The sequence below is a fragment of the Kineosporia sp. NBRC 101731 genome (assembly GCF_030269305.1).
GTDB lineage: Bacteria > Actinomycetota > Actinomycetes > Actinomycetales > Kineosporiaceae > Kineosporia.
This window is the reverse complement of sequence record NZ_BSTC01000012.1, coordinates 143,233-159,959: the sequence shown is the minus strand read 5'-3', so window position 1 is coordinate 159,959 and position 16,727 is coordinate 143,233. Positions and strand designations below refer to the sequence as shown.

13 protein-coding genes are annotated in these 16,727 nt (G+C 65.6%); 7 read left to right on the top strand and 6 right to left on the bottom strand.

Annotated features, from left to right (window positions below; all coding sequences use genetic code 11):
• The first annotated feature begins 114 nt into the window (after nt 1-114).
• From QSK05_RS27820 to QSK05_RS36685, 3 genes are all read left to right on the top strand, one after another.
• Nucleotides 115-1,437: a hypothetical protein gene (locus QSK05_RS27820; RefSeq protein ID WP_285600313.1), complete on the top strand. Its 1,323-nt coding sequence runs from the start codon at nt 115-117 to the stop codon at nt 1,435-1,437.
• 222 nt (nt 1,438-1,659) lie between these two features.
• Nucleotides 1,660-2,331, top strand: a complete 672-nt coding sequence (locus QSK05_RS27815; RefSeq protein ID WP_285600312.1) for a hypothetical protein — start codon at nt 1,660-1,662, stop codon at nt 2,329-2,331.
• 129 nt (nt 2,332-2,460) lie between these two features.
• Complete coding sequence (locus QSK05_RS36685; RefSeq protein WP_285600311.1) at nt 2,461-2,799, top strand: hypothetical protein; 339 nt, start codon at nt 2,461-2,463, stop codon at nt 2,797-2,799.
• Nucleotides 2,800-2,894: 95 nt separating this feature from the next.
• Here QSK05_RS36685 and QSK05_RS27805 read toward each other — a convergent pair whose 3' ends face one another.
• The gene (locus QSK05_RS27805; RefSeq protein ID WP_285600310.1) at nt 2,895-3,275 is read right to left on the bottom strand and encodes a hypothetical protein; all 381 of its coding nucleotides are present in this window, start codon (nt 3,273-3,275) and stop codon (nt 2,895-2,897) included.
• Nucleotides 3,276-3,653: 378 nt separating this feature from the next.
• Between QSK05_RS27805 and QSK05_RS27800 the strand changes: the two genes are divergently transcribed.
• On the top strand, nt 3,654-4,181 hold the full coding sequence (locus QSK05_RS27800; RefSeq protein WP_285600309.1) for a peptidoglycan-binding domain-containing protein: 528 nt from the start codon (nt 3,654-3,656) through the stop codon (nt 4,179-4,181).
• 331 nt (nt 4,182-4,512) lie between these two features.
• Here QSK05_RS27800 and QSK05_RS27795 read toward each other — a convergent pair whose 3' ends face one another.
• The 3 genes from QSK05_RS27795 to QSK05_RS27785 are packed head-to-tail and all read right to left on the bottom strand — an operon-like array spanning nt 4,513 to nt 6,394.
• Nucleotides 4,513-5,238 carry a VOC family protein gene (locus tag QSK05_RS27795; protein WP_285600308.1) on the bottom strand — a complete coding sequence of 242 codons (726 nt, stop codon included), beginning with the start codon at nt 5,236-5,238 and terminating at the stop codon, nt 4,513-4,515.
• Nucleotides 5,239-5,295: 57 nt separating this feature from the next.
• On the bottom strand, nt 5,296-5,784 hold the full coding sequence (locus QSK05_RS27790) for a YbaK/EbsC family protein (protein WP_285600307.1): 489 nt from the start codon (nt 5,782-5,784) through the stop codon (nt 5,296-5,298).
• The gene (locus QSK05_RS27785) at nt 5,777-6,394 is read right to left on the bottom strand and encodes an XRE family transcriptional regulator (RefSeq protein WP_285600306.1); all 618 of its coding nucleotides are present in this window, start codon (nt 6,392-6,394) and stop codon (nt 5,777-5,779) included. The genes QSK05_RS27790 and QSK05_RS27785 overlap by 8 nt, the downstream gene beginning before the upstream one ends.
• Nucleotides 6,395-7,357: 963 nt before the next feature.
• Here QSK05_RS27785 and QSK05_RS27780 point away from each other — a divergent pair.
• Together QSK05_RS27780 and xynC are read left to right on the top strand one after the other, a co-directional pair.
• Nucleotides 7,358-9,382: a non-reducing end alpha-L-arabinofuranosidase family hydrolase gene (locus QSK05_RS27780; RefSeq protein WP_285600305.1), complete on the top strand. Its 2,025-nt coding sequence runs from the start codon at nt 7,358-7,360 to the stop codon at nt 9,380-9,382.
• A gap of 150 nt (nt 9,383-9,532) precedes the next feature.
• A complete protein-coding gene (gene xynC / locus QSK05_RS27775) occupies nt 9,533-11,236 on the top strand; it encodes a glucuronoarabinoxylan endo-1,4-beta-xylanase XynC (protein ID WP_285600304.1) in 1,704 nt (567 codons plus the stop codon).
• Nucleotides 11,237-11,415: 179 nt separating this feature from the next.
• Here xynC and QSK05_RS27770 read toward each other — a convergent pair whose 3' ends face one another.
• Nucleotides 11,416-12,948, bottom strand: coding sequence for a cellulase family glycosylhydrolase (locus QSK05_RS27770; protein ID WP_285600303.1), 1,533 nt, complete (start codon nt 12,946-12,948; stop codon nt 11,416-11,418).
• A gap of 396 nt (nt 12,949-13,344) precedes the next feature.
• Here QSK05_RS27770 and QSK05_RS27765 point away from each other — a divergent pair, with 396 nt between their 5' ends.
• The gene (locus tag QSK05_RS27765) at nt 13,345-14,325 is read left to right on the top strand and encodes a LacI family DNA-binding transcriptional regulator (protein WP_352302833.1); all 981 of its coding nucleotides are present in this window, start codon (nt 13,345-13,347) and stop codon (nt 14,323-14,325) included.
• Between the two features lie 169 nt (nt 14,326-14,494).
• Here QSK05_RS27765 and QSK05_RS27760 read toward each other — a convergent pair whose 3' ends face one another.
• Complete coding sequence (locus QSK05_RS27760; RefSeq protein ID WP_285600301.1) at nt 14,495-16,312, bottom strand: glycoside hydrolase family 6 protein; 1,818 nt, start codon at nt 16,310-16,312, stop codon at nt 14,495-14,497.
• Nucleotides 16,313-16,727 lie beyond the last annotated feature (415 nt).

Genomic DNA, 16,727 nt, shown 5'->3' with positions numbered 1-16,727 from the left:
CTGGGTCGGGGTTTCACGCGGTCAGGTCCAGTGGCACGACGGTCGGTTTCATCTCGTAGATGCCGGGGGTTGTGGGCAAGGTGCCCGTACCCTCGCGGTGAGTGAGGAGCACTGGTGATCACCCATCTGGTTCTGTTCGGCGCAACCGGCGACCTGGCCGGCCGGTTCCTGCTGCCCGCGCTGGCCCGTCTCCTGGCTGCTGGTGATGTATCGCCGGACCTGCAGGTTGTCGCGGCCGCACCGCAGGAGTGGGATGACACTACGTTCCGTGATCGTGTGGCGTTCCGTCTACGCGAGCACGCGGGGGGCCTGTCAGAGGACGACTCGCGGGCCTTCCTGGATCGCCTTCACTACCAGCGGGTGGATTTCGCGGATGTGGGCAGTGTTCGCAAGGCGGTGCACGGGTTTGCCGATACCGCACCGGTGGCTGTGTACCTGGCTCTGCCGCAAGGGCTGTTCCAGACGGCCACTCGCGCCCTCGGCGCCAGCGGTCTACCTCCCGGCAGCCGGATCGCTGTGGAGAAACCCTTCGGGGAGGACCTGGCCGGTGCGGTCTCGTTGAACGCGTTGCTGGCACAGGTGATGCCTGACGCTCCCGAAGCAGTCTTCCGGGTGGACCACGCGCTGGGGATGCCCGGTGCACAGCAGGTGCTGGCGTTACGCGGCGCAGAGGCGATGCCCGCCTCCATCTGGGACAGCGCTCACATCGAGCAGATCGACATCCTCTGGGAGGAAACTCTGGGTCTGGAGGGGAGGGCGAACTTCTTCGACCGGACCGGGGCATTGCGGGACGTGCTGCAGAACCACATGATTCAGGTGCTGACCGTAGTCGCGATGGAACTTCCCGCTGCGGCGACGAACAAGGATCACCGTGACGCCAAGATCGAGTTGCTACGTTCGGCCCGCGCTCTTCCCGAGTCCCGTCGGGCCCGGTTCACGGCTGGAACACTGGCGGTCAGCGGCACCGACGTCGTGGGGTATGTGCAGGAGGACGGTGTCGACCCGTCCCGACAGACGGAGACCTATGCGGAAGTGGCGGTGCACGTGGATCGGCCCCGGTGGTCGGGGACACGGTTCTTGCTGCGAGCAGGTAAGGCCCTGGCGACCGACCGCAAGGGCGTCCTGATCCACTTCCGTCCCGAGAGCGGCCGGGAGCCGTTGTGGATACCGATGGACGGGCCGCCCGGGTCGATGGACGGCGAACTGGTCGCCTACGGAGCAGTTCTCCTGGATGTGCTTTCGGGGAGCAGCCGCTTGTCGGTCAGCGCCGAGGAGTCCGAGCAGGCCTGGCGGGTCGTCGAACCGGTGCTGCACGCGTGGGCCCAGGGCGTCGTGCCCTTGCTGGAGTACCCGGCCGGCTCCTCCGGCCCCGCACACCCTCTGCCTGATCGCAGCCGCGACAGCAGTCCCGGATCTGGAACGGCGGCGGCACCATGACCATCATCACGTGCGGGGCTGGTGGATGTGAATGGGACGATTACCCGCTGCACACCGCGTTCACCGCGGTTCCGGAAAGGACCGTGGAAGAACGACGCTCGCTGTCGTCGGGTATAACGCTGCGCCAGAAGACCCTTCGTGATTGTACACCTCCCGATCCAGAAGGCAGAGCATGAGAATGTATGTCGCGGGTACATCCATGGCCGGGTCGCTGGGGGAGAAGTGGAACATTCGACGGATGCCAACGAAAGTGGGAGGCAGGCGGCCGCGGCTGCTCATTTCCAGGTCGGGGCCGACTATGTGAGCAGCGGCGATGTGGATCAGTGCGACGCGGCGGATGAGGAATTCGAGGCGGCTGTCAGGCTGGGAGGTTCGTCCTGGGCGTGGCTCGCCGCGGACGAATACCTCTACGCCAGCGTAGCGGCGAACTTCGGCCGCTGGATGGCGCGCGGCATTGTGCTGGATTTTCCTCTTGCTATCGCGCCCGCCATCACTGTTTCGCCGGACACCTTCGCTCCCATGACCGATGGCTCACGTATCAACAGAATTAACGTTCATCTGAAAGTTGAAACGGATCAGCTGCAGGAGGCTCGGGCGGCCCTGGCCGCGTGTGAGGGCAGGCTCATGCGAGTGGACCAAAACGGGCGTGAATGGGAAACATTCGAAGCATTGATAGAGGCTATGCACGAAGGGCCGCTGGACCGGAATGGGGACGAGCTCTATAACCCTGCCGACGTCAGTCGGCCGATTCTCCTGGGCGGGGGAGTCGGGATCTCGATTGATACGGATGGCCAGGTATGGGGTCCCATGGCACGGTCCATCCTGCGAGTCATCATCGAGGAGTTACATGCTGCGGGGGTGGCAGCGGCACATATCCGCGCCTTTCGGTATTAGCAATGGCGTGTTGCGTCGAGAGGGCTCAGCGAGACCGTGTTCCGTACGTCTCGGAGTCAGATGTTGATGCAGACGATCTGGACTACGGCTTCGTAACCCACGGACGTCAGAGCGAAGGGTGACGGAGGGATGCAGGAGCGAGACCAGCCGCTCGAAGTCCCCTTCGCGGGCGGCCGCGAAAAAGGCATCGACGACTTCACGGCGATGCCCGGTCGGTCGCTCGGTGGGCGCTACTCCCTCGGCCCCGTTCGCCCGTACGCGTCGCCGGGCCCGGCTGGCCAGCTGGCGAGCGGCGGTGGGGGTGCGGTCGAGCAGGGGGCCGATGTGATCGAAGGGAACACCGAACAGGTCGTGCAGGACGAAGGCCAGATTCACGATAGTCAGAGGCAACTGGTTGCTCATCGCACTCCATCCGTGGGATGTGGTGTCTGCTCGCTCGGCGGGTTCGGCATCCCGGCCGGTCGCTGACCGCCCGTTCGTGATCAGGCGGTACCTCCCCGGTGGTCCGGTACTCTCCGGTCGCCGGGGAGCTGCAGGCATCAATGGTGGACGCGTCGGTGCACCTACCGGGGAAGCGTCAGGTACCGTCCGTCGCCCCGGTAAAGACGAACCCCGCCGCTGTAGGGGAGGGTGTTCCCGATCACCCGGGTCTTCCAGACCCCGTCACACTCGGTGGTGTCGGCGATCGTCTTGTACGCAAAGGCGTCGTACGAGTAGTACTTCGCGTGGACGCAGTAGCCGTCGGTCGACTCGTCCCGGGTGCGCACCTTCCATTGCTCGCCGGCGGTGCTGACGCAGAGCTGGCCACCTCCCCAGGTGGCGTGCACCTCGGTCCCGCAGTCCCAGGTGACGGCCTGGGCCGAGCCCGCGGCGCCGATCCCGAGCCCGGTGAGGGCGATGGCACTGGCGGCGACGAGCGAGAGCGATCTGAATCTGCTGAGCATTCCGTTGCCTCCGGTCGAAGATCCATCAACGCACCCATACTCATGCCGACACCGGCTGTACTCAAGCAAAGGGCTTGGCCGGAGACTCATCTCCGCCCTTCGTGGTGTACATCCCGACGAACGTCAGTCAATAGGCCTGCCTCTCGGCCATAGCGGTGGAGGTCAATGGCCTGGTCAAGGTTGCCTCCAGGCCCGTCCGTGGGCGATTCTCACTGTGAGGAGAGTGCTTTTCGTCACCGCGACGGGGCCGTTCGTCGCCTTCTGGGCTCTCGTTCGCCCGGTCCGGGCACGGGCAAAAGTGACCGTCCGAGTCTCTGGACACCGACGCTGACAGCAATTAATGTCTGGTTTCGGTAATTGATCATGATTGTCCGAATCGTGGGGGGAACCTTGCTCAACAACAAGGCGGGTGCATGGATGCGCCGCATCGTCGTGGGTGGCGTCGCCGTGGCGCTGGCCGCGGGAACGGTCGGCATCGCCGCTCCGGCCCAGGCGTCCGTGTCGCAGGGGTATGTCGCCGGCGCAGGGGTCCTGACCGACGACTGGGGTGACGAGGGCACGATCTCTGCCACGACCCGTAGTCACAGCAATGCTGTCTTCCTCTGGCAGGCGGTCCTTGTCGCGGACGGCTACCTGACACCGAGCCAGGCGGACTGCTGGTTCGGCTCGACCACCAAGGCAGCCACCCAGCGCTGGCAACGCGCGCACGGCCTCGACGATGACGGCTCGGTCGGCCCGCTGACCTTCGGCAAGGCCGACGACAAACTGGTCTGGTCGGGCACACACGTCGCTTACGACGGGAGCGTCAGCTTTTTCGACGCCATGGCTCGTGACGGCAACGGCTACTACTACTTCTACCGGACCGGCGATAAGGCCTCGTACACGAGCTCGTCGGTCTGCGACTGACCTCGTTCCTTTCGGCCCGGCCCACCTGAGGGCCGGGCCGCCATCCAGTGGGGGGAATAGTGCGAAACATGAGCACGGCGCATGGATGCGCCGTGCAGCTGTCTGCGGAGCTGTGCTGGCCCTGAGTGTGGGAACGTTCGGCGCAGTTTCGCCGGCGCAGGGGTACATCCTGGGTTTCCGGGGTCCTGACCGACGACTGGGGAGACGAGGGAACCATCTCCTCGACGACCATGACGCGGTCGGCCCGAAGACGTTCGGCAAGGCCGACGAGTGTGTCCATCTGCGACTGGTCTCGTTCCGTTCGGTCTGGCTCCGCCTGAAGGGCCGCCGGCTAGACCGTCCACACCAGGCAGAAGGGCTTGCCGGCCGGGTCGGCGTACACACGCCAGTTCTCGCCCTCGCCGTCCAGCCGGGTGGCGCCGGCCTCGAGGGCCCGGGATTCGGCGCTGTCCACGTCGTCGACCAGCACGTCGAGGTGGATCTGCTGCGGGTGGGCCGGGTCTGGCCAGCGGGGCGGCGTGTACTCCTTGACCTGCTGAAACATGACCGGCTGGGCGCCGTCCTCACCGATCATGGCCATGCCGTCGGCCTCGAACGTGAGCGGCTTGCCCAGCAGCTGGGTGTAGAAGTGCGCCAGCGCCGAGGCATCGGGGCAGTCGAGCATCACCCCGGCCAGCGTGATCCCGTCGGCGTCCGGACTCTGGGCCAGGTCGAACGGGTGGCCGGCCGGGTCGGCGAGGGTGTGCCAGTGCTCGTTGCGCTGCAGCACCGTGGCCCCCAGCCGCTGGGCCTGCTCGGCCGCCGCGTCGATGTCGGGCACCCGGAAATCCAGGTGCGCCTGCTGCGGCTGCTGCGCCCCGGGCCACTGCGGCGGTACGTGGTCGGGGGCGAGTTGCAGACCCAGCCGCCAGCCGTCACCGCTCTCCATGGTGATCCAGTCGTCATCCGTGGAGAGGCGGCGCCAGCCGGCCAGGTCCTCGTAGAACGAAGCCAGGACCTCGATGTCGGGCGCGTCGATGGCCACGGCGCGCAGCGAGCCGATCGGTGATGTGGTCATGGTCTGATCCTGGCCGATTCGGTGACGGTCGTCACCTCCGGCGCGGCGCTCCGGCTGTCAGTCGGCGGCGACTTTCAGTACTGATCCGCGGGTGAGTGACACCAGTTCCTCGAAGGTCAGAGGAACAACGGTGTGGGGCGTACCCGCGGCCGTCCAGACCGTCTCGTAATCGCTCAGCGCCTCGTCGATGACGGTGCGCAGCTGGGTCGGATGGCCGATGGGGGCTACGCCGCCGATCGCCTGTCCGGTGATCGCTCGAACCTGCTTGGCCGAGGCCATCTCGATGCGGGACGCGGAGAGCTGCCCCGCCAGGAAGTCCGTGTCCACGCGGTGTCGACCGCTGGTCATGACCAGGACCGGCTCACCGTCGGACAGGAAGAGCAGGCTGCTGCCGATGGCTCCGATCTCACAGCTGAGCGCTGCGGCCGCCTCGGCCGCCGTGCGGGTGGAGTCCGGCAGTTCGCGGACGGTAGCGCTCAGGCCTGCGTCGGCGATCGCGCGCTGCACGAGCCGGCTTCGCTCAGGGAGGGCGTTCAGGTCACTCATTGTGCTCTCCTGTTGTTGTGGGGTTGAGGGGGTAGCGCATCACCAGGACGGTGCTGCTGCGGTGAACCAGTCCTTCGTAGAAGTGGTCCTGGTCGCCGGGGAAGGTGTGGCTCTGCCCGCCGACGAGATGGGCAGGGGCGTGGTTGACTCCGACCGCGATTTCTCCACTGACGACGGTGATGCTCTCGACAACGCCCGCGGTGTGGCCGGGGGATTGTCGGCGCCCCTGCCCGACCGTCATCCGGTAGACCTCGACGAGTTCGGCCGACTCGGTCCATCGTCCGATGAGCTCGGCGTCGATGTTCTGCCCGTGAGCCTGCGGTCCCGGTAGCCGGCCCTGTGTGAGGTCGCTGTTGTCCGTCACGAGGAGATCGCCCAACGGCACGGTAAGTGCCGTGGTGATCGCGAAGAGCGTGTCCAGAGTCGGGTTTCGCTGGCCGCGTTCAAGTTCGGACAGCGTCCCCTTCCCCAGGTGCGTGGCCGCGGCGAGCGCGGAGAGCGACAGGCCGCGCTGGATGCGCAGGCCTTTGATGCGATCTCCGACAGACGCGGACAGGTCGGGGAACGACGTGGGTCCGGCTCCTGATGGACGGGGTTGACGGGGTGACATGAAGGCACCCTATCGTTCTATCAACAGAACGTTCCATAGGCAGAACGGGGTAATCGTTGTGCCGGTGAGTCGCCTGCAGCACATCCCCGGAACGGGGTCGCCCATCTTGAGGCACGACGTAGATCGTCAAAGCTGTTCCTGGTTATCGGCTCTCGGCAATCAATCACTACTGGGGACGAGGACGTGCCTGCCCGCTGGCAATCCGGGCGACGAGCGTGCGTCCCGCCACCAGCGGCCGGAGGTGATCTGACCCATCAAGCCGGCCAGGATCGAAGCTGAGCGAAATCGATGTGTTCCGGATGTGCGATGGTCGAGTCGAGGTCGGGTTCAGCTCGAGACGTGGCCAGGTGGGCCCTGAGCCCTTGCCCGTGCGCGGTCGCGGTCGCGGTGCCGTTGTCGTCGCTGATCAGTGAAGGGCTGCTGCAGTCCCAGGTGTTCCAGGTTCAGCCCAGATAGCTGACGGAATGGGCACAGCCCAGCTCTGACGCAGAATGTCCCGCCCGGGCGCCAGCTTGCGCATCTCGGCCTGGCGGACGGCCTCCGCCGCCTCCATCGCGGCACCTGGTCTTGTCGAACCGGATGATCAATCCCTGCTGGGACAGTGCTTGATTTAAGTGTCTCTAAAGACAGCGAAAAGAATCCACCAAAAGCAACGAGGAGCACATGAAAAAAGAACTTTGAAAACCTGTTATATCTGACCGGTGTGGATGGTCGCCGGTAAATCGGGGACTATTGAGAATGTGTTCCCTGGTGGCCCGTCAGGTCTCTGACCAGGAAAAACGTTCATGGGTAAGGTTCCTTTCCCGGTCGCGCTTGTCTTGATTGAAAGACTCTGCCAGCATGGCGAATCGTCAATCCGGCTCCCGGTCATTGCCGGAATTCATTGACTCATTCAGGCCTCGCCGCCCCGTGGGCCTGATGGCTACCGGACCATCGTCTTCCCCTCCGAGAGGCATTCAGACAATGACCACCAACGTCTCACGCGGTCGCGCACCGCTGACACTCCGCTGGCGGAAAGTGGCCTTCGCCACCGCGGCCGTAGCACTCGTCGGCGGTGTCATGGGCGGCGTGACGCTTGCAGCAGCCGCACCGTCCGACGTCACGGCTGCTACCACCCTTGGTGCCTCAGCTGCCGCCAAGGGCCGCTACTTCGGCGTTGCGATCGCCGCGGGTCGTCTCAGCGACTCCACCTACAACCGGATCGCCACCAGCGAGTTCAACTCGGTCACGGCCGAGAACGAAATGAAGTGGGATGCCACGGAGCCGTCCCGGGGTACCTTCACCTACTCTCGTGGCGACCAGATCCTGAACAAGGGCACGGCCATGAAGGCGAAGGTGCGCGGTCACGCCCTGCTGTGGCACCAGCAGCAGCCCGGCTGGGCGCAGTCGCTGTCCGGCAGTGCTCTGCGTAGCGCCGCGATCAACCACGTCACCCAGGTCGCCTCGCACTACCAGGGCAAGATCTACGCCTGGGACGTGGTCAATGAGGCCTTCGCCGACGGCGGCAACGGTGCCCGGCGCGACTCCAACCTGCAGCGCACCGGAAACGACTGGATCGAAGCCGCTTTCCGCGCGGCCCGGGCCGCCGACCCGGCGGCCAAGCTCTGCTACAACGACTACAACACTGACGGCATCAATGCGAAGTCCACTGCCGTCTACACCATGGTCCGCGACTTCAAGTCCCGCGGCGTGCCCATCGACTGCGTCGGCTTCCAGTCCCACCTGGGCACCAGCATGCCCGGCAACTACCAGGCCAACCTGCAGCGCTTCGCCGATCTCGGGGTAGATGTCCAGATCACCGAGCTCGATGTCGCGCAGGGCTCCAACCAGGCGAGCACCTACGCCACGGTGACCAAGGCCTGCCTGGCCGTGTCGCGGTGCACCGGCATCACGGTGTGGGGGGTCCGGGACAGCGACTCCTGGCGCACCGGCGAGAACCCGCTGCTGTTCGACAACTCCGGTAACAAAAAGGCCGCTTACACCTCGGTACTGAATGCCCTCAACACCGGCACCAACAACACCGGCACCACCAGTCCGGTTGCCAGCAGCCCGGGCACGACCAGCCCCAGCGCCGGCTCGAGCTGCACCCTGCCCTCGACCTACCGCTGGAAGTCGACGGGCTCGCTCGCCACTCCCAAGAGCGGCTGGGCGTCGCTGAAGGACTTCACCACCGCTCCCTACAACGGTCGTCAGCTGGTCTACGCGACGACGCACGACACAGGTTCGAAGTGGGGCTCGATGAACTTCGGCCTGATCACGAACTGGTCCGACCTCGCCACCGCGAGCCAGAACTCGATGAGCTCGGGAACCGTTGCGCCGTCGCTGTTCTACTTCGCCCCGAAGAAGATCTGGGTGCTGGCCCACCAGTGGGGGCCGACCGCGTTCTCCTACCGGACGTCCTCCGACCCCACCAAGGCCAACGGCTGGTCGGCGCCTCAGCCCCTGTTCACCGGAAAGATCACGGACTCGGGCACCGGGCCGATCGACCAGACCCTGATCGCCGACGACAAGAACATGTACCTGTTCTTCGCCGGCGACAACGGCAAGATCTACCGCTCCACCATGGGCATCGGGAACTTCCCCGGTAGCTTCGGTTCGGCCTCGACCGTGGTCCTCAGCGACAGCAAGAACAAACTGTTCGAGGCCCCGCAGGTCTACAAGGTCAAGGGCAGCAACCAGTACCTGATGATCGTTGAGGCGATCGGGACCAACGGCCGTTACTTCCGCTCGTTCACCGCCACCAGCCTCGGCGGTACCTGGACCCCGCAGGCCGCGACCGAGAGCAAGCCGTTCGCGGGCACGGCGAACAGCGGCGCCACCTGGACCAACGACATCAGCCACGGTGAGCTGATCCGCACCAGCGCCGACCAGACCATGACGATCGACCCGTGCAACCTGCAGATGCTCTACCAGGGGCGCTCGCCCAGTTCCGGTGGTGACTACGGTCGCCTGCCCTACCGTCCGGCCCTGCTCTCCCTGCAGCGCTGAGACGACCGGGTTGTCGAGTAATGGCCTATCCGACGTCACCCAGAAGGTGGCTATGAGCATGGCAATCAAGGACTGAACATGACGCGATACCAGAAGAGGCAAGCTGGCGGCGATCGAAAGATGCTGAGCCGCAGAGGCATACTGACGGCGATGGGCGCCGCACCGGTTCTCGGGGTCGCCGCGGTCGCCGTGAGTGCCAACCAGGCCTCGGCGGCACCGGCAGCCATCAACCCTGGCGCGGCCAGGCAGACGATCCGTGGCTTCGGTGCCATGACGCACGCCGCGTGGGTCGGGGACCTGACCACCGCCCAGCGGGAGACGGCCTTCAACACCGGGGAGGGCAAGCTGGGGTTCTCGGTATTGCGCATCCCGGTCGGTGAGAAGGAATCGGACTGGAGCCGGGATCTGGCCACGGCCCAACGCGCCGTCGCGCTGGGAGCCACGGTCTTCGCCTCGCCGTGGAACCCTCCGGCGAGCATGACCGAGACCTTCACCCGGGGTAGCCAGACCAACGCCCGCCGGCTCAAGGCCGGGTCTTACGCCGCCTACGCGCAGCACCTGAACAACTTCACCGTGTACCTGCGTAACAACGGCGTGGAGCTGTACGCCATCTCGATGCAGAACGAGCCCGATTACGCGCAGGAATGGACGTGGTGGACCACGTCGGAGATGACCCGTTTCCTGCGCGATCACGCAGGTTCGATCAGCACCAGGGTCATCGCCCCTGAGTCGTTCCAGTACACCAAGTCTGTCTCGGATCCGATCATCAACGACTCGGCGGCCTGGGCCAATGTGGACATTCTCGGGGCTCATCTGTACGGCACGCAGTACTCCAACTTCTCCTACCCCCTGTTCAAGCAGAAGGGTGCTGGCAAGGAGCTCTGGATGACGGAGGTGTACTACCCCACCAGCAGCGCCAATTCGGGAGACGCATGGCCCGAGGCGCTCGGTGTGGGCGAACACATCCATCGCTCCATGGTGGACGCCGAGTTCCAGGCCTACGTGTGGTGGTACCTGCGGCGCAGTTACGGCCCGATGCGCGAGGACGGCCAGATCAGTAAGCGCGGTGCCCTGATGGCGCAGTTCTCACGGTTCGTCCGCCCCGGCTACGTCCGGATCGACGCGACCGCCAGCCCGGCCACCAACGTCCTGGTGTCGGCCTACCGCAAGAACGACAGCATCGTCATTGTCGCCATCAACAAGAACACGTCGTCCGTCAGCCAGCAGTTCGCCCTGGCCAATACCAGTTCCTCCGGCAGCGTCTCGAACTGGCTGACCGACGCGACCCGGAACGTCGCACCCCAGCCGGCTCTCACGATGTCCGGCGGATCCATGACCGTCACCCTTCCCGCCCAGAGCGCGATGACGTTCGTGACCACCCTGAGCGGTGCCAGCACCACCACCCCGGTCACCACCTCCAGTTCCGGCGCAGCCGAGGAGTACAAGCTGGTGAACGTCGCCAGCGGCCTGGTCCTGGGTGTGCAGTCCATGTCGAAGGCCGACGGCGGCCAGACCGTGGTGTGGAGCGACACCGGCACAGCGGATCACCGCTGGGCCAGGGTCGCCGACGGCACCGCCTTCAAGTTCCGTAATGCACACAGCGGAAAGGTTCTCGGTGTTGACAACATGTCCAAGGCCGATAACGCACGCGTCCTGCAGTGGGAGGACAACGGAACGGCCGACCATCGCTGGACCCTGGTGTCCAACAGTGACGGCTCCTACCGCATCCGCAACGTCAACAGCGGCAAGGTGCTCGCCGTCCTGAACGGCTCCAGCACTCGAGGTGCTCAGGCCGTTCAGTTCTCCGACAACGGTGACGTGAAACATAACTGGCGCCTGACCAAGGTCAGCTGAACCAGCTGGGCTCCGGACCGGATATTTTCCGACCGGTCTGGATCCCGGATCACCTCGATGGACACAAAGCTGGGTATGCGCCGAGACCGTCCAGCTCAAGACATGTCGCCACGAAACCCAGCCACTGATGGGGCTGTTCGCAGAATCGCGGACAGCCCCATCGCTCGGGGGTTTCCGGTTCAGTTCGAGACGGTGGCCAGGCGGGCCTTGAGCCCCTGGCCGTAGGCGGTCGCGGTGCCGTTGTAGTCACTGATCAGTGAGGGGCCGCTGCTGCAGTCCCAGTTGTTCCAGGTCCAGCCCAGATAGCTGACGGAATGGGCATCGGCCCAGTTCATCAAGCCGTCGACAAACCCGTGGGCGCAGTCGTTTTCTCCGAACTCGCCGAACACCAGCGGCACCTGGGCGGCGACCGGGGCCAATTGGCTGTCCCAGCAGGAGGTCGAGGCGCAGGTGTTGAAGTTGTAGACGTGTACCGCCGCGACCAGGTTGTTCAGCGGATCGGTCGGCTTGTAGGCCAGCCACTGGCTCAGGTCGTTGGAATAGGCCAGACCGCCGAGCATGATCACGTTGGTCGCGCCGGTGGCCCGGACCGAGTTCACCAGGGTCTGGAATCCGGCCACCGAATAGTTGATCCCGGCGCAGGTGCCGCCGTCACGCCAGCATTTCCAGCCGGACGTGGCATCGCCGGTCGCGCGCTCTGGATAAGGCTCGTTGAACAGGTCGAACACGACCGCGTCATTGCCCTTGAAGGCGTTCGCGACACCGGTCCAGAAAGCGGGCGAGTACTGCGTGTCCGGCATCGGCTTCTGGCAGACGGAGGCCACGTCCGAGCAACCGGAAGAATTACCGGTGTAAGCGCCGTAGGTCCAGTGCAGTTCGACGATGGGGGTGATCCCGTTGTCGATGAGGAGCTTGACGTAGCGCTTCACCTCGTTCTGGTAGGCCGTCCCGCTGTATTCCGGAACCGGATTGCTGGTGGTGCCCAGCCAGCATTCCTCATTCAGTGGGATCCGGACCGTACGGACCTTCCAGGTCCGCATCGCGGTGACCGAGGCCTGGTCCATCGGGCCGTCCCAGATGCCGGTGCGGTTCTTGATGCAGGCGAACTCTCCACCGGACCGGTTGACACCGTAGAAGCGGTACGGCGTGCCGGCCGCGGTCAGGACCTGGTTGCCGGACACGTGCAGCGCCGGCGCGGCCCCCGGGGTCGTCGGCGTGGTGGGGGTCGGTGAGGCGGTGGGCGAGACGGTCGGTGAGACGGTGGGACTGGCCGAGGTGCTCGGGGTGGTGCTGGGGGTGGGTGTGCTCGTGCCCCCGGTGCACACAACCCCGTTGAGCTTGAACGAGGTCGGGCTCGGGTTGGTCCCGCCCGAGGACCCGAGGAACCCCAGGGAGACGGACTGACTGGTGGGCAGGGCGGCGTTCCAGCCCAGGTTCACCGCCTTGACGTCGGTGCCGGACTGGGTCCAGGTGGCATTCCAGCCCTGGGTGACTGTCTGGTCGGCGGTCGGGAAACCGAAGGTCAGGGTCCAGCCGTTGATCGCGTCGCCGAGGTTGCGCACGGTGACCGCGCCCTGGAAGCCACCGGTCCACTGGCTCTGGACCGTGTAGTCGACCTGACAGCCGGCGGCGGCCTGGGCTGTCGGTATCACTGGAGCCAGCGCGGCCGCCGCGAAAAGTCCCACGGCCAGCCAAGCAGTTCGTCGCCACATGGAGCGTCCTCGATCCAAAGGAGATTGTGACATCGCGCAAATCCCGATGGCGATGAAATTGTTTCATTCACCGATTTCCGTACAGGGCGCGCGAAACCTTATGGAAACCATTGCCTGGGAGCGCTCTCATGTCAATAAGAAAGGCAGCTTCAAGGCTTGTTCCGGAGCACACCTGACGATGCCCACGAATCCTCTACCGTGACGGTCGGATGGAACCGGCAAAAGGTTGCCCCAGATCTCGAGAAATCTTGAAAGGTATTCATCGTCCCGGCCGCAATCGCCCGGCGGTAGGGATCTCTTGCCGATGCCTGGAGTGCGTGGAACCATTCAGCTAATGCTTGCCCAACCTGCACGGCGTCGTGCAGGTCGTCAAAGGAGACGACAACGGCCAAGAACATGACCATGGCGAAGGTTGCCGCGGAAGCGGGCGTTTCTCCGGCCACGGTCTCTCGTGTGTTGACAGGTTCGGCGCAAGTGAGTGACACCACTCGTCGGCAGGTTTACGCGGCGGTCTCTCGCCTCGGATACCTACGCCGCGGTGAGCGGCCCGGCGACAGCCGGTATCCACCGATCATTTCCGCGGTGATCTGCGAGCCCACCACCCGGATGTTCAACGACCCCTTCTTCGTGCGCTTCATCAGTGGCGCCGAGACCTACCTGTCCGGGCGGGGTGTTCCGCTGCCGCTGATATCGGCGGCCAGCCCGGTCTTCGCCTCGACGGAAAAACACCTGCTCGGAGGGGGTTCGGACGGTGTCCTGCTGGTCTCCGTGCACGGCCGGCACCCGTTGGCCCTGACCCTGGCCGGCACCCGGCTGCCGATCCGCGCCGCCGGGCGACCGGTGGACGAGGTGCAGATGCCCTTCGTCGACGTGGACAACCGCGGCGGCGCCCGGGCCGCGGTCGAGTTACTGCTGAAGACCCGGAAAAAGATTGCCCTGATTACCGGTCCGGCCGATCTACCGGCCGCCCGGGACCGGCTCGCCGGCTACCTCGACGCGCTCGCCGAAGCCGGCCACCCACCTCTGGTCGCGTCCGGGGACTTCACCCCGATGGGTGGCAAGAACGCCATGCGGCTGCTGCTCGATCAGGCCCCGAATCTGGACGCGGTCTTCGCCGCCTCGGACCCGATGGCCATGGGCGCCATGGCGGCCCTGCGCCAGGCCGGTCGGCGGATCCCCACCGATGTCGCGATGATCGGCTTCGACGACGTGACCGCATCCGCGTTCACCGATCCGCCACTGACCACGGTGCGTCAGCCGGTCGAGCGGCTCGGGGCGCTGGCCGCCGAACTACTCTTCGAACAGGTGGTGTCCGGTGACGGGCCCGCCGCTGACCAGATTCTCGCCACCGAACTGGTCATTCGCTCCTCCACCTGAGGCCCTTCTCAGGAAACCCACTTCCGGTGGTGACCAACTCGTCCTCCATGACTGCGGGAACCATCCCCGGCGAAAGCCCCGCCTCGACCGATAATTTCGGTCGGGGCGGGGCTTCGGTGTTACTGCCGGTAGCGCCGAGAGCAGCTACCGGCAGCCGGCGGCCCTCAGATCACAGCGCCGGGTAGGCGTTGGCCAGGAGCTGGCGGAACTGGGCCGAGAACCAGGCCCCGGAGACCGGGGCGTTGGGCAGGGCACCACTCATGCTGTTGCCGTTGCGGCCGTTACCGGTGTAGGTCGGGTCGCACATACCGTCCAGGCCCTTACCGGCCGGGTTGCTCGGACCGGTCGGCACCAATGTGCTGGAGCCGTCCGACTCGCCCGGAGGCTTGATCCAGGTGTAGGCGTCGATCCCGCTGGCCGGAGCGGCCTTGGGACGCTCGCCGATGCCTGCGCCGCTCTGGTTGCACCAGTTGCCGGCGTGGATCCGCCGGTCGATCCGGGAGGCGTCCACGTAGGTGTTCAGGTCGGTCGAGGTGCTGGCCGCGGTCGGCCGGGCGGAACCGCCCCAGCCGTTGCGGGAGGTGTCGATCAGCATCCCGATGTTGGAGTTGAACCCGGCCGAGATCAGCTGGGTGCGGAACCCCTGGGCGAAGGTCAGCTCGTCGGTGTACTGGTTCCAGTCCACCCACTTCGACTGCCGCACGCTGGTGCCGTTCACGGTGGTGTTGATCTTGACGAACGGCTCGTTCAGGGCCGAGTAGTTGGCCGTGTTGGTGATGAAGCCGTCCACCGTGTTGACGCCGCCGGTGGCCTTCTTCGCGGTGTCGGCGAACATCGTCGCCGCCGGGGCGAAGTTGCTGTCCCAGCCGAGCCAGCCGTGGTGCGCGGCGTCGATGTAGTTGTAGTTGTTCGTGCCCGCCGCGTGCAGTTTCGAGAGGGCGTAGGCAATACCGGTCGAGTAGTTGCCGTTGGCCAGCATCGTGCGGCAGGCCTCGGTGGCGCCGGCGGCGCTGCCCGCGTTGGTCACCAGGTTCGGCAGCGAGTCGATCTCGACGATGTTGACGATCCGGATCGAGGCGTACTTCGGGTCGGCCTGGATCGCCGCGATCGGGTCGATGTACTCGGTCTTGTACCGCTCGATCTCTGTCGGGCCGAGCTCACCGTTGGACGCCAGGGCCGCGCAGTCCCGACCGGGCAGGTCGTAGATGACGAACTGAGCCAGGGTCGCGCCCTGGGCCAGTGCCTTGTCGAGGTGTCCGCGCAGGCTGGTGGCATAGCCCGACCCGGACGGAGCGGTGATCGAGGCGATGCTGTCCAGCCAGACGCCGGTCGGCTGGTTGGAGATCGCGCTGCCGCCCGGCTCGGCCGCCGCCTTGGCCGACCAGTCGGCGTTGACGTACCACTTCGCGCCCACGTAGGGGTTGTCGAGGTGAGTGCCGGGCTGAGGGGTGGTGGTCGTGGTCGGCGTGGGGTTTGCCGTGGGCGATACGGTCGGGGAGACCGTCGGAGAGACCGTGGTGGTGGCCGTCGGCGTCGGCGTCGGGTTGGTGGTGCCGCCGTTGCAGGTGGTGCCGTTCAGGGTGAAGCTGGTCGGCTTGTCGTTGGTGCCCGAGTACGTGCCGTTGAAGCCGACGTTCGTGCTGGCGCCCGAGGCCAGGCTGCCGTTGTAGGCGGCGTTGACGATCTTGACGTGCTTCCCGGTCTGGGTCAGCGTGCCGCCCCAGGCCGAGCCACCCGTCTGGTTGCCGGCGTAGTCGAACTCCAGCGCCCAGCTGGTGATCGGGTCACCGGAGTTGGTGATGTCGATGCTGGCGGTGAATCCGGAGCCCCAGGAGTTCGCCGTGTACGCGACCGAGCATCCGGGGGCGGCGACAGCCGCTCCGATCGATACCAGCGAGATTCCTCCGCTGACCACTGCTACGGCCGCGGCGGCGGCCAATACACGGTGCGAGCGCAGGCGCCCCACACCCTGCCGTAATCTGTTCATGCGATTCTCCTGATGGCTCGATCCACCGCAACGGCGAATGACCGCGACGGACCTTGGGTCGGCTGTACCGGTTGACGCTGCCGTTGTTCCGAGCGCCGACAAGCGCTACGAGCAGGTTGCGGAGACGTTTCACCGATGTCAATGGAGAACGATTCGGCTCTGTGAACCCAGGGAATGGAATCACCGGAAAGATTCGACGAACCCCCGCTGACCTGGCATGAAGCATCTGAGGCAGCCATTTTGGGGCCCGAATCCGGTCTCTCGCCGGGCGGGATCTTCTGAAATTCATTCATGCCGGACCAGCGATCGGTCAGTCCGGCCCCAGGCGGGTCAAGCAGGTGCCCTTAACCGATAGAGCGAGTTCTTGGGAGACCCCTAGAGGTTAATGCGCCGGCTGGTCCCACAGAGAAAGTAG